Annotated in this window: 23 protein-coding genes; 10 read left to right on the top strand and 13 right to left on the bottom strand. The window is 69.3% G+C overall.

Going from position 1 to position 24,497, the window contains the following annotated elements:
• The 7 genes from G5B31_RS02055 to G5B31_RS02025 all read right to left on the bottom strand — a co-directional run bounded on the left by G5B31_RS02055 (nt 1) and on the right by G5B31_RS02025 (nt 6,888).
• Nucleotides 1–1,518: a branched-chain amino acid ABC transporter permease gene (locus G5B31_RS02055; RefSeq protein ID WP_165013280.1), complete on the bottom strand. Its 1,518-nt coding sequence runs from the start codon at nt 1,516–1,518 to the stop codon at nt 1–3.
• On the bottom strand, nt 1,515–2,444 hold the full coding sequence (locus G5B31_RS02050) for a branched-chain amino acid ABC transporter permease (protein ID WP_165013278.1): 930 nt from the start codon (nt 2,442–2,444) through the stop codon (nt 1,515–1,517). The genes G5B31_RS02055 and G5B31_RS02050 overlap by 4 nt, the downstream gene beginning before the upstream one ends.
• The gene (locus G5B31_RS02045) at nt 2,444–3,142 is read right to left on the bottom strand and encodes an ABC transporter ATP-binding protein (RefSeq protein WP_165013276.1); all 699 of its coding nucleotides are present in this window, start codon (nt 3,140–3,142) and stop codon (nt 2,444–2,446) included. Before G5B31_RS02045 ends, G5B31_RS02050 begins: the two co-directional genes overlap by 1 nt.
• A complete protein-coding gene (locus G5B31_RS02040; RefSeq protein WP_165013274.1) occupies nt 3,135–3,863 on the bottom strand; it encodes an ABC transporter ATP-binding protein in 729 nt (242 codons plus the stop codon). Before G5B31_RS02040 ends, G5B31_RS02045 begins: the two co-directional genes overlap by 8 nt.
• A gap of 4 nt (nt 3,864–3,867) precedes the next feature.
• Nucleotides 3,868–5,121: an ABC transporter substrate-binding protein gene (locus tag G5B31_RS02035; protein WP_165013272.1), complete on the bottom strand. Its 1,254-nt coding sequence runs from the start codon at nt 5,119–5,121 to the stop codon at nt 3,868–3,870.
• A gap of 119 nt (nt 5,122–5,240) precedes the next feature.
• A complete protein-coding gene (locus tag G5B31_RS02030) occupies nt 5,241–6,350 on the bottom strand; it encodes a class II histone deacetylase (RefSeq protein WP_165013270.1) in 1,110 nt (369 codons plus the stop codon).
• A 109-nt stretch (nt 6,351–6,459) separates the two neighbouring features.
• The gene (locus G5B31_RS02025) at nt 6,460–6,888 is read right to left on the bottom strand and encodes an organic hydroperoxide resistance protein (protein ID WP_165013268.1); all 429 of its coding nucleotides are present in this window, start codon (nt 6,886–6,888) and stop codon (nt 6,460–6,462) included.
• Between the two features lie 220 nt (nt 6,889–7,108).
• Here G5B31_RS02025 and G5B31_RS02020 point away from each other — a divergent pair, with 220 nt between their 5' ends.
• From G5B31_RS02020 to G5B31_RS02010, 3 genes are all read left to right on the top strand, one after another.
• The gene (locus G5B31_RS02020) at nt 7,109–8,611 is read left to right on the top strand and encodes a caspase family protein (RefSeq protein WP_165013266.1); all 1,503 of its coding nucleotides are present in this window, start codon (nt 7,109–7,111) and stop codon (nt 8,609–8,611) included.
• A 1-nt stretch (nt 8,612) separates the two neighbouring features.
• Complete coding sequence (locus G5B31_RS02015; RefSeq protein ID WP_165013264.1) at nt 8,613–9,290, top strand: hypothetical protein; 678 nt, start codon at nt 8,613–8,615, stop codon at nt 9,288–9,290.
• A 75-nt stretch (nt 9,291–9,365) separates the two neighbouring features.
• On the top strand, nt 9,366–9,743 hold the full coding sequence (locus G5B31_RS02010) for a hypothetical protein (protein WP_165013262.1): 378 nt from the start codon (nt 9,366–9,368) through the stop codon (nt 9,741–9,743).
• A 105-nt stretch (nt 9,744–9,848) separates the two neighbouring features.
• Here G5B31_RS02010 and clpB read toward each other — a convergent pair whose 3' ends face one another.
• Nucleotides 9,849–12,464, bottom strand: coding sequence for an ATP-dependent chaperone ClpB (gene clpB / locus G5B31_RS02005; RefSeq protein WP_165013260.1), 2,616 nt, complete (start codon nt 12,462–12,464; stop codon nt 9,849–9,851).
• Between the two features lie 289 nt (nt 12,465–12,753).
• Between clpB and G5B31_RS02000 the strand changes: the two genes are divergently transcribed.
• Complete coding sequence (locus tag G5B31_RS02000; RefSeq protein WP_165013259.1) at nt 12,754–13,194, top strand: hypothetical protein; 441 nt, start codon at nt 12,754–12,756, stop codon at nt 13,192–13,194.
• Here the strand turns inward: G5B31_RS02000 and G5B31_RS01995 are convergent.
• The 3 genes from G5B31_RS01995 to G5B31_RS01985 are packed head-to-tail and all read right to left on the bottom strand — an operon-like array spanning nt 13,191 to nt 15,593.
• The gene (locus G5B31_RS01995) at nt 13,191–13,964 is read right to left on the bottom strand and encodes a hypothetical protein (protein ID WP_165013258.1); all 774 of its coding nucleotides are present in this window, start codon (nt 13,962–13,964) and stop codon (nt 13,191–13,193) included. The two genes, G5B31_RS02000 and G5B31_RS01995, sit on opposite strands and share 4 nt — an antisense overlap.
• A 52-nt stretch (nt 13,965–14,016) precedes the next feature.
• Nucleotides 14,017–14,727 (bottom strand): copper homeostasis protein CutC, encoded by a 711-nt coding sequence (locus G5B31_RS01990; RefSeq protein ID WP_346763866.1) that lies wholly within the window; start codon nt 14,725–14,727, stop codon nt 14,017–14,019.
• Nucleotides 14,718–15,593 carry an ROK family protein gene (locus G5B31_RS01985; protein WP_165013256.1) on the bottom strand — a complete coding sequence of 292 codons (876 nt, stop codon included), beginning with the start codon at nt 15,591–15,593 and terminating at the stop codon, nt 14,718–14,720. Before G5B31_RS01985 ends, G5B31_RS01990 begins: the two co-directional genes overlap by 10 nt.
• Nucleotides 15,594–15,692: 99 nt before the next feature.
• On the opposite strand from G5B31_RS01985, the gene pyrF reads away from it, so the two are divergent.
• The 5 genes from pyrF (at nt 15,693) to hpaH (ending at nt 20,886) form a co-directional block, all read left to right on the top strand.
• Nucleotides 15,693–16,406: an orotidine-5'-phosphate decarboxylase gene (gene pyrF / locus G5B31_RS01980; RefSeq protein WP_165013255.1), complete on the top strand. Its 714-nt coding sequence runs from the start codon at nt 15,693–15,695 to the stop codon at nt 16,404–16,406.
• A gap of 339 nt (nt 16,407–16,745) precedes the next feature.
• Nucleotides 16,746–18,251, top strand: coding sequence for a 5-carboxymethyl-2-hydroxymuconate semialdehyde dehydrogenase (gene hpaE, locus G5B31_RS01975; protein WP_165013254.1), 1,506 nt, complete (start codon nt 16,746–16,748; stop codon nt 18,249–18,251).
• A 3-nt stretch (nt 18,252–18,254) separates the two neighbouring features.
• Nucleotides 18,255–19,235: a 3,4-dihydroxyphenylacetate 2,3-dioxygenase gene (gene hpaD, locus G5B31_RS01970; RefSeq protein WP_165013253.1), complete on the top strand. Its 981-nt coding sequence runs from the start codon at nt 18,255–18,257 to the stop codon at nt 19,233–19,235.
• Entirely contained in the window at nt 19,235–20,089 is an 855-nt protein-coding gene (locus tag G5B31_RS01965) for a fumarylacetoacetate hydrolase family protein (protein WP_165013252.1), read from the top strand. The genes hpaD and G5B31_RS01965 overlap by 1 nt, the downstream gene beginning before the upstream one ends.
• Nucleotides 20,086–20,886: a 2-oxo-hept-4-ene-1,7-dioate hydratase gene (gene hpaH, locus G5B31_RS01960; RefSeq protein WP_165013250.1), complete on the top strand. Its 801-nt coding sequence runs from the start codon at nt 20,086–20,088 to the stop codon at nt 20,884–20,886. Before G5B31_RS01965 ends, hpaH begins: the two co-directional genes overlap by 4 nt.
• Here hpaH and G5B31_RS01955 read toward each other — a convergent pair.
• Nucleotides 20,873–22,105 (bottom strand): Tm-1-like ATP-binding domain-containing protein, encoded by a 1,233-nt coding sequence (locus tag G5B31_RS01955; protein ID WP_165013249.1) that lies wholly within the window; start codon nt 22,103–22,105, stop codon nt 20,873–20,875. The genes hpaH and G5B31_RS01955 overlap by 14 nt on opposite strands.
• 15 nt (nt 22,106–22,120) lie before the next feature.
• Complete coding sequence (locus G5B31_RS01950) at nt 22,121–23,608, bottom strand: aldehyde dehydrogenase family protein (protein ID WP_165013248.1); 1,488 nt, start codon at nt 23,606–23,608, stop codon at nt 22,121–22,123.
• Nucleotides 23,609–23,707: 99 nt separating this feature from the next.
• Between G5B31_RS01950 and G5B31_RS01945 the strand changes: the two genes are divergently transcribed.
• Nucleotides 23,708–24,493 carry an IclR family transcriptional regulator gene (locus G5B31_RS01945; RefSeq protein WP_165013247.1) on the top strand — a complete coding sequence of 262 codons (786 nt, stop codon included), beginning with the start codon at nt 23,708–23,710 and terminating at the stop codon, nt 24,491–24,493.
• The last annotated feature ends 4 nt before the right edge of the window (nt 24,494–24,497 follow it).

Here is a 24,497-nt window from a genome sequence, read left to right as displayed (position 1 = left end):
TCAGCTTTCCATCAGGTCGTTCACGCGCAGAAGGAAGACCGCGTGATAGGCCTCGTTGATGTCGGTATAGACCCGGTCGTCCACCAGCCGCGGCGGCGCCCCGCGCACGCCCGAGAAGGCCACGATCTTGTAGGCATGGAACTGGCCGGACTGGCGCAGGATGGCGTATTTGTCCGCCACCTCGCCGCGGCGGAAATGGTTCAGCACCCGGGAAAGCGCGTCGGAATGCTGGCCCAGCGGGCGCTTGCGGTGTTCCTCGATCAGCTCGGGCGTGATCAGCGCCTTGAGCCGGTCGCGCAGGCGCTTCTGGAACCGGCGGTAGTAGATCGCCTGCTTGTCCTCGATCTCGATGGCTTCCTCGGGCATCACCTCGCCCCCCTTTTCGCTGCGGCGCGCCCGCGCCTCGGATTGCCTGCGTTGCCGCCAGCCGCGGAACTGGTTGCGCGCCCCGGCCAGGCCGTTGTGGGTGAGCAGCGTCACCGCCAGCATGATCGCCGCGACCAGAAGGATGCGCAGCGGGCCGAGGTCCAGGAGCCCCTTGTCGATCAGCACCACGATGGCGGTGCCGATGGCGGCCCCTTCCGCCCGGCCGAGCCCGCCGATGACGATCATGGCGAACAAGAGCATCAACTGGTCGAGGCTGAACACCGCGGGCGAGATCGAGCCGTAGAACTGTGCGTAGAAGGCCCCGATGACGCCGAGCCCGGCCGAGGAGATCAGGAAGACATGCAGCCGGGCGCGGCGGTAGTCGATGCCGACGGCCTCGGCGAAAGCCTCGTCCTCGCGCGCGGTCTGCAAGAGCATCCCGAGCCGTTCGGAGTTGACGATGCGGAAGGTCAGCAGGGCCAGCAGCATCAGGACGAAGGCCCCGGCGAAGCCGAGCAGAAGCCCGGGCCGTTGCAGGAACCAGTCCCTCGGGATGAAGGAGCCGACGTTGTTGATCGACCCGTTCATCGGCGTCAGCGGTTTCAACTGCTGCACGAAGACCCGGCAGATTTCGGCGAAGCCCATGGTCAGGAGGGCGTAATAAAGCCCGTCCAGCCGGGTCGAGGGCAGGGCGAGGAAGCCGCCGACGATCAGGCCCGCGACGCCTCCGGCGAGAAACATTAGTGGCCAGGGCAGGCCGAGGTAGACGTTCAGTGCAGCACTTGCATAGGCGCCGATGCCGACCACCGCCAGCGTCGCCAGGCTGAAGATGCCGGCGGTGCCGATGATCAGCGTCCACAGGAGGTTGATCGCGGTGAAGATGCAGAAGATCGACGCCACCGTCAGCGCCGAGTTCGACAGGAACGGCGCCGAGACCGCCAGCAGCACCAGCGCGATGGTCCACCACAGCGGCTTCTTGTCGGCCAGCCAGCGTTCCTGCCGCAGGGTCTTGGGGTTCAGCCGCGACCGCCATTTCAGCAGGTGACGGCGGGTGAAGGGCAGCCTGCGGCGGGCCAGGGGCACGTCGCCGCGGACCGGCAGCATGATCTCGGCCGGGCGGCTGCCGATCCGGTAGAAGCGCTTCTCCGTCATTTCCGCGCCTCGTCCAGCAGGCCGCCAAGGCCGCGCGGGCGCAGGATCAGCACCACGATTATGAAGAGGAAGGTGCCGAACAGCACATAGCGCTGGCCGAGGAAGGGAATGGCGCCGATCACCGCCTCGAGGAAGCCGATGATGATGGCGCCGAGGACCGCCCCGGGGACCGAGCCGAGGCCGCCGAGAAGCGCGATGGTCAGGCCCTTGATCAGCGGCATGGCGCCGGAGGTGGGCGAGACGAAGATGGTCTGGCTGAGCAGGATCGCCGCCAGCCCGGCCAGCGCGCCGGTCAGCATCGTCACCGGCAGGGCGGTCCAGCGCACCGAGATGCCCGACAGCACCGCCCCTTCGGGGTTCTGCATCATCGCCCGGATCTCCAGCCCCTTGCGGCTGACCCGCAGCCACAGCAGCACCAGGCCGAGGATCAGGAAGGTGGCGGCGATGGTGCCGATCTGGTCGTAGCGGGCGGAGATGCCGAGGACCTCCACCTTCCCGGTGCCGAAGATCTTCGGCAGGTTCTTCTGCCGCGGGCCGAACCACCACAGCAGCACCTGCACCGTGGCAAGGTTCAGCGCCAGCGTCACGATCAGGCTGCGGACCGGGAAATTCGGCTTGTCGTGGATCGGCAGGAAGGCCAGCAGGTAGATCAGCGCCCCCATCATCGCGCCGGCCAGCGCCCCGGTGCCCAAGGTCAGCCCGGCCATGGCGGCGGTGCCGGCGATGGTCTTGCCGAAGGCGGCCAGGAACAGCGGCTTCGCTGCCTCCGACGCGGCCCATGCCGCATAACCCGCCACCGCGAAGCTGGCGCCATGGGCCATGTTGATCATGCCGATGGAAGACCACAACAGGCTGATCCCGATCGCCATCAGCCCGTAGATCGCGGCGAGGGAAAGCCCGTGGACGAGGGTGACGGAGAGGTCCATCAATGCAGGCTCACATGGCCAACATCGCCGCGCAGCCGGCCGGCGTGCATCCCGACCATGCGGTCGACCCGGCCCGACAGCAGGGCGACGTTCTGCTCGGCGATGACGATGGCGCGGCCGTCCTGCGGCAGCGAGAACAGCGCCTCGATGACGCTGGCGGAAATCTTCGGGGCCAACCCCAGCGAGGGTTCGTCGATCAGGTAGAGCCGCGCCTCCACCATCAGCGCCCTTCCGACGCTGACCATCCGGCGCTCGCCGCCCGACAGCCGCCCGACCAGCGCATGTTCCAGCTTCCTCAGCGGCGGGAAGATGTCGAACACCATCTCGCGCCGGCGCTTGCGTTCCTTCCAGGCCAGCGGTGTATAGGCGCCGCAGTCCAGATGCTGCGCCACGGTCAGGCCGGGGAAGATCGCATCCCCCTGCGGCGCCATCGCCAGCCCGGCCCGCACGATGCCGGGCGTCTTCCGCCCCGGCCCGGTGGAGCGGGCGCCGCCGATCTCGGCCCCCAGCAGCCGGATCGAGCCCGACTGCCAGCCGACCAGCGCAGAAATCGCCCGGAACAGCGTGGTCTTGCCGTGGCCGTTCAGTCCGACCAGCCCCACGCGCTCGCCCTCCGCCACCCGGAAGGAGATGTCGTGCAGCACCCGCAACGGCCCGTAGCCGGCGGTCAGGCCCTCGATTTCCAGCACGTCAGCCATGCGCCGGCTCCTCGAAATAGGCTTCCAGCACCCGGGGGTTCTGGAACACCTCGGCCGGGGTGCCGGTGGCGATCACCTCGCCCATGTCCAGCACCACCGCGCGGTCGGCGATGGCGGACAACAGCTCCAGCCGGTGTTCGATCAGGATGGCGGCGATGTGATGCTCGTCGACCAGATGGCGGATGATCAGGTCCAGTTCGTCGATTTCCGAGTTGATCAGGCCCGAGGCGGGTTCGTCCAGCAACAGCACGCAGGGGTCGCGCAGCAGCAGGCAGGCCAGCAGCAGCTTGCGGCGGTCGAAGGTGTCCAAGGACCCGGCCAGCCGGTCCCAGGGCTGGCGGAAATTGGCCATGTGGCAGGCCCATTCCGCATCCATCCGCGTCCGGTAGGGCCGATAGGCATGGCGCGCCGCCCGGAAGGTCTCGGCGATGGTCAGGGACGAGGGCACCACCGGGCTCTGGTAGGTCCGCGCCAGCCCCAGCCGTGCCCGGTCATGCACCGCCAGGCGGGTGATGTCCTGCCCCTTCAGCGTGACCGTCCCGCTGGAGGCCACGTAGCGCCCGCAGAGAATCTCGAACAAGGAGGTCTTGCCGGCGCCGTTGGGGCCGACAAGACCCAGGACCTCTCCGGGGGAGACGGAGAGGGAAACATCCCGGAGGATGGCGCGGTTGCCGAAGGAGATGCCGATACCCCGGCAGCCGAAGATCGCCTCCGCCGCCATACGGTCACATCCAGGGCGCGGGCCGCATGTCGGCCTGCTTGTGGGTCTCGGGCGAGATGATCGTATGCGCCCCGTCCTGGACCTGGAAGATCAGGTGGGCCTGCCCGGCCTCGGGGTCGTCGGTGGTGTTCGGGTAGCTGAGCGGGGTCTGTTCCGGCGTGGCGAAGGTATAGGTGCCGCAGACGCCGCGGTGCGAGATCGCCCGGATCGCATTGCCCACCGCATCGAAATCCGCCGGATCGGCCTCTGCCCAGGCGGCGGCGAGGATGTGGATCGCGTCGTAGCCGCCGCCGGTGTAGACCATGCCCATCGTGCCGGGGAAGCGGGCCTGATAGGACTCGCGGAAGGCCATGCCCTTCTCGTCGGCATAGACGCCGAGGACCGAGCCCCAGATGAAGCCCTCGGCCGCGTCGCCGGCAAGGTCCAGGAACTCGGGCTGCGAGGGGCCGTATTGCAGGTAGACCAGGCTGCCCGGCGTCGGGTCCAGCACATAGGCTTGGGCGAAGCTGGCGAGTTCCGCCGCGACCCAGTGGTCGATCATGATCACGCCGCAGTCGGCGTCCTTCAGCGCCTGCACGATGGGCGTCCAGTCCTGCACCGGGAACTGGATGTCGGTGATCGGCCCCTGCTCCCATTCACCGCCCGAGGCGGCGATGGCCGCCTGCGTGGCCTTGGAGATGACCTGGGTATAGCCGATCTGCTCCTGCACGATGTGGATGCGGTTGTTCTTCGGCTGCCATCCCCCGGCGCGGTGGTTCGACAGGAACTTGACGAAGCCGGCGCCATACCAGGTCTCGGCCACGTCGATCTGGAAGATGTTGCGGTATTTCTCCGGGTTGGCCTTCACCAGGTCGAGGCTCTGCTGCGCGGTGTTGCCGTGCAGGTAGGGCAGGCCTTTCGCCGCCGCCACGTCCATCGCCGGCTGGGCGATGATGGCGAAGCTGTGCGCCAGAGCGTGGACGCCGCCCTCGACCAGGCTCTGGAAGGCGGCGACGGTGCCTTCGGGGGTCAAGAGGTCGATGTCCACCACCCGCGTCTCCAGCGGGCGGCCGTTGACGCCGCCGGCCGCGTTGATCTCTTCCACCGCCATGGTGACGCCGTTCAGCCAGTCCTGCTGGTCGGCCACGCCGACCGGGCCGGATTGCGCGGTGGGCACGCCGATCAGGATCGGCTCGGCGGCGAAGGCGGGGGCGGCGATGGAGGCGGCGGCCACCGAGGCGGCGGATGTCATCAGGAACTGACGGCGGGTCAGGGTCATGGCAGTCTCTCCCGTTGGCTGCGGCCCGGGTTCGCCCCGGTGCCTTTCTGTCCTCATGGGGCCAGCGCGGCGGCCCCCTGTAAATGATGCAAATGCACCATGGCTTTCGGCCGGGGCTGTCAGAGCAGCCCCAGCCCGCGCGCCTGATCCTCCAGCCGCCTGCGCTGGTAGCCGACGAAATCGGCGGGCGGCTGCTGGGCGGTGAGGATGTCGAGGAACGGGTCCTGCACCTCGGTCCGGTGGCCGGCGAAGGTCTCGATCACCGCCAGCCCGCAGAAGGGGACATAGCCCTCGGCATAGCCGCCCTCGTGCGCGGCGAGGACGCGGCCGCCGCACAGCTCGCCGGCCAGCGCCTTGATCCGGGTCGCCATGGCGCGGAAGGTCTCGGAACTGGCCTGCATCCGCGCCAGCGGATCGAAGGAATTGGCGTCGAGGCCGGAGGCGACGACGATGATCTCCGGCTTGAACGCCCGCAGGGCGGGGGCGACCAGCAGGTCGAAGGCGTCCAGATAGGCCTGGTGGCCGCCGCCCGGCAGCAGGGGGATGTTCAGGTTGAACCCCTCCCCCTTGCCGGTGCCGCGGGTCTCCGCCCGGCCCTGATCCGGCGGGAAGCAGTTCTCCTGATGCAGACTGATGGTCAGCGTGTCGTCGCGGTCGATGAAACAGGCCTCGGTGCCGTTGCCGTGGTGCACGTCCCAGTCGACCACCGCCGCCCGCACCGGCCCCACCTCGGCCCGCAGCGCCTCCAGCGCCAGCGGGATGTTCGCCAAGAGGCAGAAGCCCATCGAGGCATCCGGCAGGCAATGGTGCCCCGGCGGGCGCGAGATGACATAGGCATTGTCCACCCGGCGGTGGAACACATCCGCCACCGCCTGTTTCACCAGCCCGGCCGACAGCGCCGCAATCTCGAAACTGCCGGGGCCGAAGGGCGAATAGAAGCCGGCATTGCCGCCGCCCGCATCCGACAGCGCCTTGAACTTGTCGAGATAGCCGGGGGTATGCACCCGCTCCATCTCCGCCCGCATCAGCGGGGCCGCCTTGCGCCAGGCAAGATGGTCGCCCAGGCCCGAGACCTCGACCAGGTTTTTGAGCCGCCGCTTGGTCTCGGGGCTTTCGGCATGGCCCGCGCCCGAGGGCGGCTGGAGATAGCCGCCGACCGGGGCGATGATCACATGCTCGCCCGTGGTGTGCCACAGGCAGTGCTCGTCGAAATAGAATCCGGTGGTCATGGCCGCTCCCTTCCCGCAACGGGGAAAGGTTCATCCGTCAGGCAGGATTGATCCATAGTGCAGATGCACTATGCCGGCGACGGGGCCGGCGACGGGGCCGGAGGGCGGCTCAGGCCAGTTCGGTCTCCACCTCGATGTTGCCGCGGGTGGCGTTGGAATAGGGGCAGATGAAATGCCCGCGCTCCACGATCTTCTCGGCCACGGCGCGGTCCAGCCCCGGCAGGCTGACCACCAGCCTGACCTTCAGCCCGAAGCCGCCGTCCGACCGGGGGCCGATGCCGACATGGGCGTTCACCGTGGCATTGTCCGGCACGGCGCCCAGCTTCTCCGCCCCCGCCGCGAAGCGCATGGCACCCAGATAGCAGGCGGCATAGCCGGTCGCGAACAGTTCCTCGGGGTTGTGGCCGAGGCCCGAGCCGCCCAGTTCCTTCGGGCTGGCCATCGCCACCGTCAGCTGGCCGTTCACCAGCCCGGCAATGCCGTTGCGGCCGCCGCCGGTCGCCTTCGCCTCGGTCCAGTATTTGGTATCCACCGACATGTCGGGTCTCCTTTCCTCGCCACAGCCTCCTGCCGGATATAGCCCGGCTGCGCGGCCCTGTCAGGATCGGCCGCCCCTGCGCCCGGCGATCGGCTGAAACCTGCATCCCGGGGGTAGGGTTTTCCGCACCGGCCCGCAGCGCCCCGATAAGCCTTTGCCGAACCGGGCGACCGGGGCTAACATGGCGGCAAGTCATTGATCCCTCGCCCGGGGTATTTTCATGCGTCGTTTCCTGCTGGTGCTGCCGCTGCTGGCGCTTTCCCTGCTGTCTCCGGCCTTTGCCGAAACCCGGGCCAGCGACCGGGTCGCCCTGGTCGTCGGCATGTCCGGCTACGAGACCGTGCCGAAGCTGAAGAACACCATCAACGACGCCCGCGCGCTGGCCGGGACGCTGGAAGGCATGGGCTTCGCGGTCGACGTGCTGATGGACGCGACGAAGGAAGAGACGCTGCAGGAACTGCAGGACTTCGCCTTCCGGGCCGAGACCGCCGACATCGCGTTGATCTACTATGCCGGGCACGGGGTCTCGGTGCAGGGCACCACCTTCCTGATCCCGGTCGATGCAAGGGTGCAGGCGGCGAAGGACATCGTCACCGCGTCTGTCACCATGGACCAGATGCTGGCCTCGGTCGACGGGGCGCGGAAGATGTCGATCCTGATCCTGGACTCCTGCCGCGACAACCCCTTCCCCGACGTGATCGATCTGCGCGACCCCGAGGTCGCCAAGGGCCTGACCACCGGCAAGGGCGGGCTGGCGGCGCCGGCGCCGGAGCGCGGCACGCTGGTGGCCTTCGCCGCCCGCGACGGCGAGGTGGCGATGGACGGCGATGGCGAGAACAGCCCGTTCAACGTGGCCCTGCGCGAGAACATGGTGCTGCCGGACCTGGAGATCGGGCTGATGTTCCGCCAGGTGCGCGACGACGTGCTGGCCGCCACCGGCAACCTGCAGGAGCCCGCCACCTACGGCTCGCTGCCCGGCGAGCCGTTCTTCCTGGCCGGCGGCGCCGCGGGCGGGGCGGAGCCGGGGGTCGACGACCTTGCCGCCGCATGGTCCAAGATCGTCGAGGAGGACCAGGCCAACCTGCAAAGGCTGGCCGATGCCGGGGATTCGCGGTCCATCGTCGGGCTGGCCTTGGCCAAGCTGGACCGCCAGCGCGCGGATTACGACCCTTCGGGCGCGGTGGCGCTGCTGGAAAAGGCGGTGGCGGCGGGGGATGCCGATGCGAAATACCGGCTGGCCAAGGTGCTGGAGGGCGGCTTCGGCGTCGCCGCCGACCCGGCCCGCGCGGTGGAGCTTTACGGGCAGGCCGCCGAGGCCGGGATCGCCGCGGCGGTGAACGACATGGGCTATTTCGCCTTCACCGGCGAGTTGGGGGTGCCGAAGGACCGCGACCGGGCGCTGGCGCTGTTCCGGCAGGCGGCGGACCTCGGCCATACCGAGGCGATGTTCAACCTCGCCAGCTTCGCCGCCAACGGCAAGGCGCCGGGGCTGGGGGCCAAGGATGCGGCGGACCTGCTGTATCGCGCCCTGCGCGGCGGCAGCGAACTGGCGCTGGACGGGCTCTTGAACAACGCCGACAAGTTCCCGCGCGAGACCTGGGCCGAATTGCAGGCGATCCTGGCGGAGAAGGGGCTTTACGACGGGGCGGTGGACGGATCCTTCGGCCCGGGGACGCGGCGGGCGGTGCTGGCCGCCTATGGCATTTTCGAAGCGGAGAATTGAGATGAAGCGATCTGTCCTGAAGGTTCTTGCGATCACCCTCGGCCTGTCCTGGCCCGCCGCCGTGCAGGCGGGTCCGATCCTGTTGCCGGTTCCGCAGCCGGTCGGGCCTGCCGATGCCGAGGCCCTGCTCTGGCTGGCGCAGAGTTGCGAAGGCGACTGCGGCGGAGAGGACTATGGCCGGAATGACGGAAAATCCCGCGGCACGTCCGGTGGGTCGCTGAACAAGGGCACCACCAATGCGCTGGTGAAGATCATTGAGGACGCCAACCGCACCTGCGGCTCGGCCCAGATGGCGCTGGAATACCGGATCGACTGCCTGCGCATCTATTACGGCTGGGTCGCCGACAAGCTGCCCGATACCGGCGATTATGCGCCGGTCAAGAAGGCGATGAAGCAGGCCGAGGCCAAGCTGGACCGCATCGTCCGCGCCAATCTGGACCCGACGCAGGAGACGATCACCCCGAAGGAGGGCTACAAGAAGAACGCCAAGCGGCTGCCGCCGGTCCGCGCCGTGAAGAAATCCGCCGCGAAGAAGGCGGCCAGGCAGGCGGAGGCGGTGGTGCAGGAGACCGAGCTGTTGATCATCCGCTCGGGCGAGGATCCGGCCCGCCGCACCCCGCATTTCACCGCGGTGGCCGAGGCGGTGGACGACAACCTCGTCATCCTGCGCTCCGCCTGAGCGGCGATGCCCCGTGCCTTGCAGAGAAAAAGTCGACCAGTTTTCCAACCTCAACCCGTCGCAGGAAAGACCGACATGCGCATCCTTGCCCTGACTTCCGCCTGCCTTCTTGCCTTCTCCACCCCCGTCCTGGCCGACCCCGCCGTCGGCCTCGGCCTTTCGTTCTCGTTCGGCGGCGGACAGTCGCAGACCGGGATCGGCCTGCGGGTGTTCTCGGATGACGAGGAGGACAGCTTCGCCGCCAGCGCGGGCCTGGACTACATCTTCGGCAGCGGCGCCTGGCGCGGCACGGTGGGCGGCGCGTATTTGGGCGACAACAGCTATGTCGGGCTGGATGTCGGGCTGAACTTCAACGGCGGCGGGGTGAACTATGGCATCAGCGCCGGCGCGGTGAACACCGAGGACAAGGCGGCCCCGGCCGTCACGCCCCCGCCCGGCCCGCCGCCCGTCTAAGAACCCTTCCTCAGGCAAGGAAATGACCGGCGCCGTGGTTCGGGCGCCGGTCTCGCCGGATCGCAAGGCGTATCAGCGGAGCCGGGTTCCCGGCCCCGCCGTTGATCAATGCACCACGGCCTGCGCCGGGCGGTCGCGGCGGCTGGAGATCACCTTGTCGCCGACGATCAGCCCCTCGGGCCCGGCCGTCACCACAACCGTGCTGCCGTCCAGGATGTCGCCGGCCAGCAGCATCTCGGCCAGCGGATCCTGCAGCTGGCGCTGGATCACCCGTTTCAGCGGCCGGGCGCCGAAGACCGGATCGTAGCCTTCGTCCGCCAGCCAGGCGCGGGCCTCCGCGTCCAGGTCCAGCGCGATCTTCCGCGCCGCCAGCCGGGCCTCCAGCCGGTGCAGCTGGATCTCGACGATGCCGGTCATGTCGGCCCGGTTCAGCCGGTCGAAGATGATCTGCTCGTCCAGACGGTTCAGGAATTCGGGGCGGAAATGGGCCCGCACCGCCTCCATCACCTCGGCCTTCGCGGCGGAGGCGTCGGCGCCTTCCGGCAGCTCCGACAGCGCCCGCGCGCCCAGGTTCGAGGTCAGGATGATCAGCGTCTGCTTGAAGTCCACCGTCCGGCCCTGGCCGTCGGTCAGGATGCCGTCGTCCAGCACCTGCAACAGCACGTTGAACACGTCCGGGTGGGCCTTCTCCACCTCGTCGAACAGGACGACCTGATAGGGCCGGCGCCTCACCGCCTCGGTCAGCACACCGCCCTCGTCATAGCCGACATAGCCGGGCGGGGCGCCGATCAGCCGGGAGACGGAGTGCTTCTCCATGAACTCGCTCATGTCGATGCGCACCATCGCGGTGTCGTCGTCGAACAGGTATTCCGCCAGCGCCTTGGTCAGCTCGGTCTTGCCGACGCCGGTGGGGCCGAGGAACAGGAAGGACCCCAGCGGCCGGTTCTCGTCCGACAGGCCGGCCCGGGCGCGGCGGACGGCACGGGAGACGGCTTCCACCGCCGCGCGCTGGCCGATGACCCGCTTGCCGAGTTCGTCCTCCATCCGCAGGAGCTTGTCCTTTTCGCCCTCCAGCATCTTGGTCGTCGGGATGCCGGTCCAGCGTTCGACCACCTCGGCGATCTGCTCCGGCCGCACGGCTTCGGCGACCAGCGCCTCGCCCTCGCGGCCCTCGGCCTCGCCCAGCTTCTTCTCCAGCTCGGGGATGCGGCCGTATTGCAGCTCGCCCGCGCGGGCGAAGTTGCCCTCGCGCTTGGCCTGCTCAAGCTCGGCCCTCGAATGGTCCAGCTGCTCCTTCAGCCCGCGCGCCTCGTCCAGGCTGGCGCGTTCGGCCTGCCACTTCGCCGTCAGCTCCGCCGATTGCTGCTGCAGGTCGGCCAGCTCCTTCTCCAGCTTCTCCAGCCGGTCCTTCGACGCCGCGTCGTCTTCCTTCTTCAGCGCCTCGGCCTCGATCTGGAACTGCAGGATCTGCCGGTCCAGCGCGTCCAGTTCCTCGGGCTTGGAGTCCACCTCCATCCGCAGGCGGCTGGCCGCCTCGTCCACCAGGTCGATGGCCTTGTCGGGCAGGAAACGGTCGGTGATGTAGCGGTGCGACAGCTGCGCCGCGGCGACCAGCGCCGAGTCGGCGATCTTCACCCCGTGGTGCATCTCGTATTTTTCCTTGATGCCCCGCAGGATCGAGATGGTGTCCTCCACCGTCGGCTCCTCGACGAAGACCGGCTGGAAGCGGCGGGCCAGGGCGGCGTCCTTCTCCACATGCTTGCGGTATTCGTCCAGCGTGGTGGCGCCGATGCAGTGCAGCTCGCCCCGCGCCAAGGCGGGCTTGATCAGGTTGGCCGCATCCATCGCGCCTTCGGACTTCCCGGCGCCGACCAGCGTGTGCATCTCGTCGATGAACAGGATGATCTCGCCGGCGGCGGCCTCGATCTCCTTCAGGATGGCCTTCAGCCGCTCCTCGAATTCGCCGCGGTATTTGGCGCCGGCGATCAGCGCGCCCATGTCCAGCGCCATCAGCTTCTTGTTGCGCAGCGATTCCGGCACGTCGCCGTTGACGATGCGCAGGGCGAGGCCCTCGGCGATGGCGGTCTTGCCGACGCCCGGCTCGCCGATCAGCACCGGGTTGTTCTTGGTCCGGCGCGACAGCACCTGCATGGCGCGGCGGATTTCCTCGTCGCGGCCGATGATCGGGTCGATCTTGCCGTCCCGCGCCGCCTCGGTCAGGTCGCGGGCGTATTTCTTCAGCGCTTCCATCGTGTCTTCGCTGGAGGCGCTGTCGGCCGTGCGGCCCTTGCGGATGTCGTTGATCGCCGAGTTCAGACCCTGCGCCGTCACCGCCCCTGCGGTCAGCGCATCCTTGGCCCGGGTGTTCACCAGCGCCAGCGCGGTCAGCAGCCGTTCGACGGGAACGAAACTGTCGCCCGCCTTCTTCGCCACCTGCTCGGCCTCGTCCAGCACGCGGACCAGCTGCGGGTCGATATAGGTCTGGCCGTCGCCGCCCGAGACCTTGGGCAGCTTGGCGATGGCGGCGTTCACCGCCTCGTTCACCCGCTCGGGCGAGCCGCCGGCCTTGCGGATCAGGTTCGCAGCCAGCCCTTGGTCGTCATCCATCAACGCCTTCAGCAGATGGTCGGGCAGCACGCGCTGGTGGCTTTCCCGCATCGCAATCGTCTGCGCGGCCTGAAGGAACCCGCGCGACCGCTCCGTGAACTTTTCCAGGTTCATCGGTATCTCCTTTCATAAGCACCGCCCCGCGAACGCCCGGAAAGGCACGTCCGCACCGGCCTTGCGGCAGATGTGGGAGGGGCGGGCGCGGCCTTCAAGCGGCAAGCGGCCGAGATGCGGCGATTTTTCCGGCCGCCGGGCTTCGGCGGATTTCCCCGGTTGCGGGCCGGTGGTCCTTTTGCCGCCGATCCGCCCGGCCGCCATCGGCGGGTTTCCCGGACAGGGTGCGACAAGGGCTTGCGCCCCGTGCCCGCCCGGCGCAGGTGGCCTGCGGAAGCCGGAGAACCCCATGCACGACATCATCGAGCCGATCCTGCCGCAGGTCCCCGTGGAGGGGATTGCCCTGCATGTCGGCCGCTCGCGCCTGTCGATGGGCGATACCGTCACCCCCCGGCTGATGCCCGAGGGGCTGGTCGGTCTCTGGGCGCGGATCTTCCGGCCCTGGATGGGGATCGTGCCGCTGTGGCGCGAGGGCTATATCGGCCATCTTGGTCCGATGGCCAGCCAGATCCTCGCCCCGGCGCTGGAGAAGGGGCTGGCGCTGCGGATGCGGGTGGTGATGCTGACGCCCGAGCATCTGGCGGGGTCCGGCCAGCCGGAGATCCATGTCTCGGTCTGGGGCGACCCGCGGCTGCTGACGCCCTTCCTGGACGGGATCGCGCCTCCGCCGCCGCCCGCCGCCGAGGAGCCGCCGCCGGCGAAGCCCGCCCGCAAGGCGGCGCGGGGCTAGTCGCGCGGCTTCGGTGTCAGCAGCTTCTTCGGACGGATCGCCTCGGCCGCCTTGAACAGGCTGAAGGTCTGGTTGACGTAGTTCACCACCCCGCCGATCTTGTCCAGATAGGCGGTCAGTTCCGGCGTCTTCTCGGCCTCCACCACCTGCACCGGGCGGCTGGGGTCCATGCCCTCGAACTGGCAATAGAACAGCGGCTCGCCGCGTTTCAGCACGATGTCCTTGCCCGGCTCGTGCCACTCGAAGGCCCACATCAGCGGCCGCGGCCAGACCGAGACCGGGAAGCGCCCGCCGAAGATGGTGCCGGGCAGCGGGTCGGGGCGGTAGTGCATGAAGGCCGACAGCTGGGTGATGTAGACCATCTCGTCGGCGATGAAGCAGTAGGGCAGGATCAGCTGGATCGTCGGCCGGTCCGGATAGCGCCACTCGGCCTCGTTCACCAGCGTCAGGATCTCGCCCAGCTTGTTGCCGCGGATGGTGCTGGCCGCGCCGGCGCGGTTGACCAGCACCGGCTTGCCCTTGTCGTCGCGGGAAAAGCCGATGTGGATGTCGAAGGGGCATTTCACCATGAAATACCGGCTTTCCAGCTGGATCACCCCGGGGCAGCGGCTGGCGGATTTCGCATGGGTCCGGTTGGTCTGGCGGAAGCTGACCCGCTCCGGCGGATCGTAGAGGACGGCGCCCTTGTCCGAGGTCAGGAACCAGCCGACCGTGATCGGGCCGGAACCGTGGCCCTCCTCGGGGCGGTCGAAGGTGAGGGAAATGTCCATGCGCCTGCCTCGTTACCGAACGCGGGCAAGGTCGCGTCAAACGAGGCCCAAGTCAACGGAGCGCCTGTCGCAGGGCCTTTACGGCTGCGGCGTCGGTGCGTTTCCCGGCCGCCGGGGCGAAGCCGAGGTCGACGGCGCGGCCCGTGGCCGGGGCGGGAACGGAGCAGGAGGCGTGCAGTTCCGTCGCCCCCATGGCAAGGAAGCGCGGGGCGTTGGCGGCGGTGATGCCCGATCCGGGCATGATCGAGATGCGGCCCTTCGCCTGCGCCAGCAGGGCGGCGATCCGCTCCGCCCCGGCCTCGGCGGTGCGTTCTCCGCCCGAAGTCAGAATCCGCGAAAACCGCAGGTGCAGAGCCTGTTCCAGCGCCTCGGCCTGGTCCGGCACCAGATCGAAGGTGCGGTGCAGGGTGCAGTCCATCTCTCCGGCCGCCGCCCTTAGCCGGCGCAGCGCCGGCAGGTCCAGCCGCCCGTCCGGCAGGCTGGCCCCCAGCACCACCCCCGCCAGCCCGGCGGTGCGGGCCGCGGCGATGTCCTTCTCCATCTGCACCAGCTCGACCTCGGAGAAGACGAAGTCCCCGGCGCGGAGGCGGATCATCGCCATCACCGGCAGGCCGCAGCGCGCGGCCTCGGCCATGAACCCGGCGGAGGGGGTAAGCCCGCCCAGGGCCAGCGCCGCGCACAACTCGATCCGGTCGGCCCCGCCGGCGACGGCCTCGTCCAGCCCGGCGGAGGTGTCGACGCAGACCTCCAGGATCACATCCACGCCGCCGCCCCGGCCATCGCCGCGCCCAGCAATCCGGCATCCGCCCCGCATTGCGCCGGCACCGCCAGCCGGCCGGAGCTGCGGCGCAGGATGCGGCTGCGCAACCCCTCGTCGAGGAACTCCACCAGTCCCGGCGCCCGCGACAGCCCGCCGCCGACCGGCACGACCGAGGCGCCGACCACGTTCAGCACCATGGCCAGCGGCCCGGCCACCAGTTCGCGCCACAGCTCCATCGTCTCCGCCGCCGCCGCATCCCCGGCCTGCCAGCGGGCGACGATCTCCTCCGACGGCACCTCGGCCCCGCAGCGCAATTGGTGCAGCCGCTCCAGCCCCCGGGCGCCGCCGATCATGTCGATGCAGCCGACCTGTCCGCAGCCGCAGCGCAGGGCGTAGTCGCCGCGCAGCACCGGCCCGTGGCCCCATTCGCCGGCATAGCCGCCCGCGCCGGTGACCAGCCGCCCGCCGATCACCAGCCCGCCGCCGACCCCGGTGCCCAGGATGACGCCGAAGACGTTGTCATGCCCCCGCCCCGCCCCACGCCAGGCTTCGGCCAGAGTGAAGCAGTCGGCGTCGTTCAGCACCAGCACCGGCAGCCCGGTTGCCTGCCGCAGCGCCGGGCCGAGCGCCAGCCCGTCGATGGCGGCGATGTTGGCGACGATGCCGATGTCGGTCTCTGGGTCCACCACCCCGGCGATGGAGATCGCCAGCCCGCGCACGCCGGTGCCGTCGGCGAAGCCGGCGATGGTGCGGGTGAAGGCCTCGATGTCATGCGCGGGGGTGGGGGCCTCGCCCAGCGGGCGCAGCTCCGCGCCGTCCCACAGCGCCGCCCGGATGCGGCTGCCGCCTATGTCGAACGCAAGGATCATCCCGGCCTCCCCGAATTCCGTTCGCCCTCTGTCACAGTCTTGACAGGGCGGGCGGGCGCCGTCAAACCGCGCCGGACCCGCTGCCCGAGGAGAGTGCCGATGACCGCAGAAGCCCTGGCCGCCGACGACCGCCTGATCGTGGCGCTGGACGTGCCCAACATCGTGCAGGCGCTGGAGCTGGTGGGCAAGCTGGGCGATACGGTCGGCTTCTACAAGATCGGGCTGGGGATGCTGACCGGCGGCGGCCTTGCGCTGGCGAACGAGCTGAAGCAGGAGCAGGGCAAGCGCATCTTCCTGGACATGAAGTTCTTCGACATCGGCGCCACGGTCGAGGCGGCGGTGAGGGGGATCGCGCAATACGACCTCGACTTCCTGACCGTCCACGGCGACCCGCAGGTGGTGCGCGCGGCGGGCGAGGGGAAAAGGGGCTCGGGCCTGAAGATCCTCGCGGTGACGGTGCTGACCAGCCTGGACCGCGCCGACATGGACGCCAACATGATCGTCCCGGGCGACCTGGCGCAGATCGCGGTGGAACGCGCGGCCCGGGCGCTGGCGGCGGGGGCGGACGGGGTGATCTCCAGCCCGCAGGAGGCGGCGGCGATCCGCGCGTTGCCCGAGGCGAAGGGCAAGCTGATCGTCACCCCGGGGGTGCGCCCGGCAGGGGCGGCGACCGGCGACCAGAAGCGCATCGCCACGCCGGCGCAGGCGCTGCGGTCGGGCGTGGACCACATCGTCGTCGGCCGCCCGATCTGGGCCGCCCCCGACCCGGCCGCCGCGGCGCGGGCGGTGGTGCGGGAACTGGCCTCGGCCTGATTAGAGGTTGTCGGGTTTCCTTGGCGAAGGCGTGTGCCTTCGCCACCGTGCAATGCTTCCCCTTGTCCGGCCGGGCCCCAAAGGCCCGGCCAGCGCCCGCCCCGCCCTTGGGCCAAGCGCTTCTCGCCCGCCGGGTCGGGCGCTGGCCTCTCGGGGTTCAGGGCTGCACCGTCTCCGGTTGAGATGTCGCGCACGGGCGGGGGCGAGGCAGTGCCTCGCCTTCTCCCGCCCGGCCCTCTCATGGTTACGCCTTACCGAAGATCGATCTGCTCCAAGCCTTTCGTTGACTCGACTCGCGCTGATACTTAACATGAAAAGTAATTCAGCGGGGAGGGCGCCATGGCCGGTCTGCAGGAGCGCATCGCGCAGCTTGAAGGGCATCTGGCGCGGTTCCGCCACGACGGGGTTCTCAACCTGATCGCCGGGCAGAATGTGTCCGGGAGCGAATGGTTCGAGACCCGCAGCCCGGTGGACGAAAGCCTGATTGCGCGGGTGGCGCTCGGCACCGCGGAGACGGTGGATGCCGCCGCCAAGGCCGCCAAGGCGGCTTTCCCGGCCTGGGCGGCGCTGGAGGGGGAGAAGCGGAAGGCCATCCTCCAGCGCATCGCCGACCTGATCGAGGCCCGCGCCGAGGAGATCGCGCTCTGCGAATGCTGGGACACCGGCCAGGCCTGGCGCTTCATGTCCAAGGCGGCGCTGCGCGGGGCGGAAAACTTCCGCTTCTTCGCCGACCGGGCGCCGGCCGCGCGCGACGGGCAAAGCCTGCCGACCGCCAGCCACTGGAATGTCACCACCCGCCATCCCATCGGCCCGGTCGGCGTGATCACCCCCTGGAACACGCCCTTCATGCTGTCGACCTGGAAGATCGCCCCGGCGTTGGCCGCCGGCTGCACGGTCGTCCACAAGCCGGCCGAGTTCTCGCCCCTCACCGCCCGCCTGCTGGCCGAGATCTGCCATGAGGCCGGCTTACCCCCCGGCGTGCTGAACCTGGTGAACGGCATGGGCGAAGGGGCGGGCAAGGCGCTGACCGAACATCCCGACATCAAGGCCATCGCCTTCGTCGGCGAGTCGCGGACCGGCTCCATGATCATGAAGCAGGGTGCCGACACCCTGAAACGGGTCCATTTCGAACTGGGCGGCAAGAACCCGGTGATCGTCTTCGACGACGCCGACCTCGACCGCGCGCTGGATGCCGTGGTCTTCATGATCTACTCGCTGAACGGCGAGCGCTGCACCTCCTCCAGCCGCCTGCTGGTGCAGGACAGCATCGCCGAGGAATTCCACGCGAAGCTGGCCCAGCGGGTGAAACGGCTGAAGGTCGGCCATCCGCTGGACCCGGCGACCGAGGTCGGGCCGCTGATCCACCGCACCCATTTCGACAAGGTCTCCGGCTATGTCGAGATGGGATGCGCCGATGGCGCCACCCTTGCCGCTGGCGGCAAGCGGATCGGCACCGAGGGCTGGTTCATCGAGCCGACGCTGTTCACCCGGGCCACCCCGCAGATGCGGATCGCGCAGGAAGAGGTCTTCGGCCCCTTCCTGACCAGCCTGACCTTCAAGGACGAGGCCGAGGCGCTGAGCATCGCCAATGGCGTGGCCTACGGGCTGGCCGGCTATCTCTGGACCGACGACCTGTCCCGCGCGCTGCGCTTCTCCGATGCGCTGGAGGCCGGGATGATCTGGGTGAACTCCGAGAACGTCCGCCACCTGCCCACCCCCTTCGGCGGGGTGAAGGCCAGCGGCATCGGCCGCGACGGTGGCGACTGGTCCTTCGACTTCTACATGGAGACGAAGAACACCGCCTTCGCCCTCGGAACCCACAAGATCCAGCGTCTGGGAGCCTGAGCCATGCCCGTCCCCGCCCCGAACCTCTACCCGCCCTTCAACACCGTCCGCCTGAGCCATGTCGAATTCGGCGTGACCGACCTGGCCCGCAGTCGGGCCTTCTACGTCGACACCCTCGGCCTGCAGGTGACCGACGAGGATGCGCAAACCATCTGGCTGCGGGCGATGGAAGAGCGCGGGCACCATTGCATCGTCCTGAAGCAATGCGAGCGGGCCGAGGCCCGCGACCTGGGTTTCAAGGTCTTCGACGAGGATCACCTCGACCGCGCCGCCGCCTTCTTTTCCGGCAAGGGCCTGCCGGTGGAGTGGGTGGAGCGCCCCTTCCAGGGCCGCACCTTCCGCACCCGCGACCCGCAGGGCATTCCGCTGGAGTTCTACTGCCGGATGGACCGCCTGCCGCCGATCCACCAGCAATACCGTCTCTACAAAGGCGTGAAACCGCTGCGGATCGACCATTTCAACTGCTTCTCGCCCAACGTCGATGAAGCGGTGGCGTTCTGGAACGAGATCGGCTTCCGGGTGACGGAATACACCGAGGATGCGGAAAGCGGCCGCCTCTGGGCCGCCTGGACCCACCGCAAGGGCGGCGTCCACGACATCGCCTTCACCAACGGCACCGGCCCGCGGCTGCACCACACAGCCTTCTGGGTGCCGACGCCGCTGAACATCATCGACCTGCTCGACCTGATGAGCACCACCGGCTGGCTGGCCAACATCGAACGCGGCCCCGGCCGCCATGGCATCTCCAACGCCTTCTTCCTCTATATCCGCGACCCGGACGGCCATCGGATCGAGATTTACTGCTCCGACTACCAGACCGTGGACCCGGACCTGGAGCCGATCAGATGGGACCTGAAGGACCCGCAGCGGCAGACCCTCTGGGGCGCCCCCGCGCCGCGGTCCTGGTTCGAGGAGGGCAGCGTCTTCGCCGGCGCGGCGCTGTCGGAGAGCGACCTCAAGGCCACCCCGATCGTCGCGCCATGATGCGGCTGGCGACATTCACCTCCGAGGGGCGGCAGATGTGGGGCGCGGTGGCCGAGACCGGGATGATCGCGCTGTCGGACAACTTCCCGCAATGGCCGACGCTGCGCTGGATGATCTCGGCACGTGGCTGGAAAATAGTCTCTGCTCTTGCCGAAATGCTTCCGGTGACCCACCCGTTCGGCACGTTCCGCTGGGACATTCCGGTGCCGGACCCGGAGAAGATCATCTGCGTCGGCGTCAACTTCCCCGACCGCAATGCCGAATATAAGGACGGGCAGGAAGCCCCGCCGAACATGTCGCTGTTCCCGCGCTTCCCCCGCAGCTTCGTCGGCCACGAGGTGCCGCTGACCCGGCCGCCGGAAAGCCCGCAACTGGATTACGAGGGCGAGATCGCCGTGGTGATCGGCAAGGCCGGCCGCCGCATCCCCGAGGCGCAGGCGCTGGACCACATCGTCGGGCTGACGCTTTGCAACGAGGGCACCATCCGCGACTGGGTGCGCCATGCCAAGTTCAACGTGACGCAGGGCAAGAACTGGGACGGCTCGGGCGCGATGGGGCCCTGGCTGGTGCCGTTCGAGTCGCCGTCGCAGATCGTGGACGTGGCGCTGGAGACCCGGGTGAACGGCGAGACCCGGCAGCAGGACAGGACGGGCCGGATGCTGTTCCCGGTGGCCCGCCAGATCGCCTATCTCTCCACCTTCACCACCCTTGTCCCCGGCGACATCATCGTCACCGGCACCCCCACCGGCGCCGGCGCCCGCTTCGACCCGCCGAAATGGCTGGTGCCCGGCGACGTGATCGAGGTCACGGCCGAAGGCATCGGCACCCTGCGCAACGGAGTGCGCGACGAATGACGCCCGAGGCCATTTCCGCCTGCGCAGAGACGCTTTTCCGGGCCGAACAGAGCCGCCGCCAATGCGGCCTGATCTCCCTGCAATACCCCGAGGCCACGCTGGACGACGCCTATGCCATCCAGTCCGCGCTGGTGGCGCGGAAGCTGGCCGCGGGCCGCCGGGTGACCGGCTGGAAGATCGGCCTGACCTCCCGCGCCATGCAAAGCGCGCTCGGCATCACCACCCCGGATTCCGGCGTTCTGCTGGACGACATGCACTTCCCGACCGGCGCAACCGTCTCCGCCGGCCGCTTCATCCAGCCGCGGGTGGAGGCGGAGATCGCCTTCGTCATGCAGGCTCCGCTGCGGGGCGCGCAGGTCACCCGGGCGGATGTGGTCGCCGCCACCGCCCATGTCTGCCCCAGTCTGGAAATCCTCGACACCCGCATCCTGCGGGCCGATCCGGTCACCGGCCGGGTGCGGACCATCGTCGACACCGTGGCCGACAACGCGGCCAATGCCGGGATCGTGCTGGGCGAAGACCGCCACCCCATCGGCGCCTTCGACCTCCGTTGGGTCGGCGCCGTGGTCAAGCGCGACGGGGTGGTCGAGGAAACCGGCCTCGGCGCCGGGGTGCTGGACGATCCGGTGACCGGCATCCTCTGGCTGGTCCACCGGCTTGCGGCCTACGGCCAGGGGATCGAACCCGGGCAGGTGGTGCTGTCCGGCAGCTTCATCCGCCCGGTCGAGGCCCCGCCGGGCAGCCGCTTCCACGCCGATTTCGGCGCCTTCGGCTCGGTTTCGATCAGTTTCGCCTGACCACGCCCTCGGCCAGCCAGCGGTCGAACAACTCCAGCACCGCGGCGGCGAAGCCTTCGTCGTTGATGTGGCAATCCAGCTCGATCAGCTCGACATTCGGCGGGCAGGTCTTGCGGATCTCCTCGCAGAAGGCGGCCAGCCCCTCGGCATCCGCCAGCGGCGCGCCTTCGCGGTCCCATTCGTTGCAGCCCCGTTTCGGCAGGAACAGAGACGTTTTTCCCGTCGCCCCCGCCAGCTTCGCCGCCATCTCCCGCGCCATCATCCGCCGCTCCTCGGCGCTTTGCACATAGGAGGACAACAGCCGGTTGTGCGCATGGCTGGGGCTGTCGCGGAAGCGTTCCGGCGGGGCGTGCCAGCCGACCACGTCGACCAGATCGTAGCAGCCCGGCGCCACCATCTGCGGGAGGCCGCGGCGGCCGGCGTTGGTCATCCGGTCCGGCCCGGCGCTGATGGCGCTGCCGAACAGGTGGTTCCCCACCTCCTGCGGTGCGAAATCCATCACGCAGGCGAAGGCGCCCTCGGCCGCCAGCGATTCGAAGGCGCGGCCGCCCATGCCGGTGGCGTGGAAGACGGCGACCTCGAAGCCGCGTTTCTCCAGTTCCGGTTTCAGCACCACCATGTAGCGCAGCACGGTCTTGCCAAAGCCGGTCATGCCGATCAGCGGGCGGTCGCGCCGCGGCGGCTCCACCGCGCGGGCGGCGCCGAGGACCGCCCCCGCGGCCTGGCTCAGCGACGATTTGCAGACCGAGTTCAGCCCGTAAAGCCCGCCGGCCCAGAGGATCATCTGGATGTCCGGGGCCAGCCGTTCCGGCGGCAGCATCGGCGAGAAGCTGACGGTGGAGACCACGTATTTCGGCACCCCCAGCGGCAGCGCGGCGCAGAGGTCCAGCGCCAAGTCGGTGCCCATCGAGCCGCCGAGGACGATCACCCCGTCGAACACGCCCTCGCGGTGCAGCCGGGCGGACAGCGCCGCGGCCCCGCGGGCCATCGCCTGCATGGCGAAGTTCTCGTCCTCGGCGGCGATGGCTTCGGCGATGGTGCTGCCGCCGGCCTCGATCACCTGATGCTTGGACCAGTCGGTCGGCGCCTTGGGATCGCCCAGGATCGAGACATCCATGGTCAGCGCGGTGCCGCCCTGGGCGCGGATGACGCCGGCCAGATAGGTCAGTTCGTCGTCCTTGGTGTCGTAGGTGCCCACGACAAGGATGCGGTCGCCCATCGAAAACAGTCCCTGTTACAGCTGAATCCACGCGGTCTTCAGATCGCAATACTTCTCCAGCGCGTACAGGCTCTTGTCCGCGCCGTTGCCCGATTGCTTGGTCCCCGCCAGCGGCACGGTGCCGTCGGCGCCGCCGTAGGTGTTCACATGCACCACCCCGGCGCGGATGCCGCGGATCATCCGGTGGGCGCGCGACAGGTTCGCGGTCCAGACCCCGGAGGCGAGGCCGAAGTCGCTGGCATTGGCCAGCCGCAGCGCCTCCTCCTCGTCCTTGAACGGGGTGACGGCGAGGACGGGGCCGAAGACCTCCTCGCGGTAAAGCCGATGCTCGGGCCGGACGCCGGTGACCACGGTCGGGTCCATATACCAGCCGCCGGTCTCCTGCAGGACGCGGGCGCCGCCGGTGACGACCTGCCCGCCCTCGCTTGCGGCATCGGCGACGAAGCCCAGGTTGCCCTCCAACTGCGGCAAGGAGTTCACCGCGCCGACCTGGGTCGCCAGCGATAGCGGGTTGCCGACGGTCATCTTCTTGGTGGTTTCGGCAAGGATAGAGACGAATTCATCATGCACCTCGGCCTGCACCAGCAGCCGCGAACCCGCCACGCAGACCTGCCCGGCGTTGCGGAAGATCGCGGTGGCGGCGGTCTTGGCGGCGGCCTGCAGGTCGGGCGCATCGGCGAAGACGATGTTGGGGGACTTGCCGCCCAACTCCAGATAGCAGCGCTTCAGGTTCGACTGCGCGGAATATTGCAGCAGCCGGCGGCCGGTGGCGCCGGAGCCGGTGAAGACCAGCACGTCCACGTCCGGCGACAGCGCCAGCGCCTCGCCGGTCACCCGGCCGGGGCCGGTGACCACGTTGAAGACGCCGGGCGGCACCCCGGCCTCCAGCGCCAGTTCGGCCAGTTTGAGCAGCGTTAGGGACGCGGTTTCCGCCGGTTTCAGCACCACGGAATTGCCCATCGCCAGCGCGGGGGCGATCTTCCAGGCGCCGATCATCAGCGGGAAGTTCCAGGGCACGATGGCGCCGACCACGCCCACCGGCTCCTTGTGGACCAGCGCGAGGATGTTGGGCGCGGTGGGGGCGATCTCGCCATAAACCTTGTCCAGCGCCTCGGCGTAGTAGCGAAAGGTCGCGGCGGCGCTGCCGGGCTCGGCCTTCAGGGCCATGGAGATCTCGGTGCCATTGTCGCGGACGCCGAGGACGGCGAGTTCCGCCGCGTTGCGGTCGATCAGGTCGGCCAGCCGGTGCAGCACCGCCTTGCGGGCCGAAGGGGCAAGGCGGGACCAGCGGCCATCCTCGAAGGCCGCGCGGGCTGAGGCGCAGGCGCGGGCGACATCGGCGGGCGAGGCGGCGGCGAGCGTGGTCAGTTGGCGGCCGTCGATGGGCGACAGGACGGGGTTTTCGCCGGCCTCGCCCGGCAGCCATTGGCCTTCGATCAGCAGGCGGCCGGGGGCGACGGGCGCGGCGGCCAGGCGGTCGATGGCGGCTTGGTCCAGACTCATGCGGTGCTCCCTTATCGGTTCATTATATGAACCAATGTTTCAAAAACAGATTGACGGGCGGACCGCGACCTGTCAACAAAAATGCAAAGGGGGCGCGGTATGGGCACCGTCGGCAAGGCGCTGGAGCTTCTGGACCTGTTCACCCATCGGCAGCCGCAGATGGGGCTGAGCCAGATCGCCCGCGCCTCGGGGCTGAACAAGGCCACTTGCCACCGGCTGTTGCAGGAGATGGAAAGCTGCGGGCTGGTCGAGCAAACCGGCCCGGCGCGGGAATACCGGCTGGGGCCGGCGGTGCTGCGGCTGGCCTCCCTGCGCGAAGCGGCGGTGCCGATGCGCGAGGCAGCGATGCCGGTGCTGCGGGCGCTGGCCGAGGCGACGGGTGAGACCGCGCATCTGTCGCATCTGGTGGCGGGGCGGCTGCAGACGCTGGCCTTCGCCTATTCGGCGCGCCACGCCATGGCGGTGCGGATGGAAGATGCCGATTTCCTGCCCTTCCACGCCACCGCCAGCGGGTTGGTGGTGCTGGCTTTTGCGGAAAAGGCCATGTCAGAGACGATTCTGGCCGCGCCGCTGCCGCAGATGACCGCTTCCACCGGAACCGATCCCGAGGCGATCCGCACGCTGCTGCCGGCGATCCGGGCGCGGGGCCATGCCGAGACCGACTCGACCTTCGAGCCGGGGGTGCATGGCATCGCGCTGCCGCTGTTCGATGCGACATGCGCCTGCACCGGGTCGATCGCGGTCGCCACCCCGGCGGCGCGGATGACCGAGGACCAACGCCGCCTGACCTTGGCCGAACTGGCAAGGGCGGCGGTGCAGATCACCACGGCCTGGGGCGGGCAGTTGCCGCCCGGGCTGGAAACCCTGTGGCGGGATGCCGCCTGACCCG

It is taken from the genome of Rhodobacter sp. SGA-6-6, from assembly GCF_011043545.1.
Taxonomy (GTDB): domain Bacteria; phylum Pseudomonadota; class Alphaproteobacteria; order Rhodobacterales; family Rhodobacteraceae; genus Pseudogemmobacter.
This window is presented reverse-complemented; position numbering and strand designations above follow the sequence as displayed.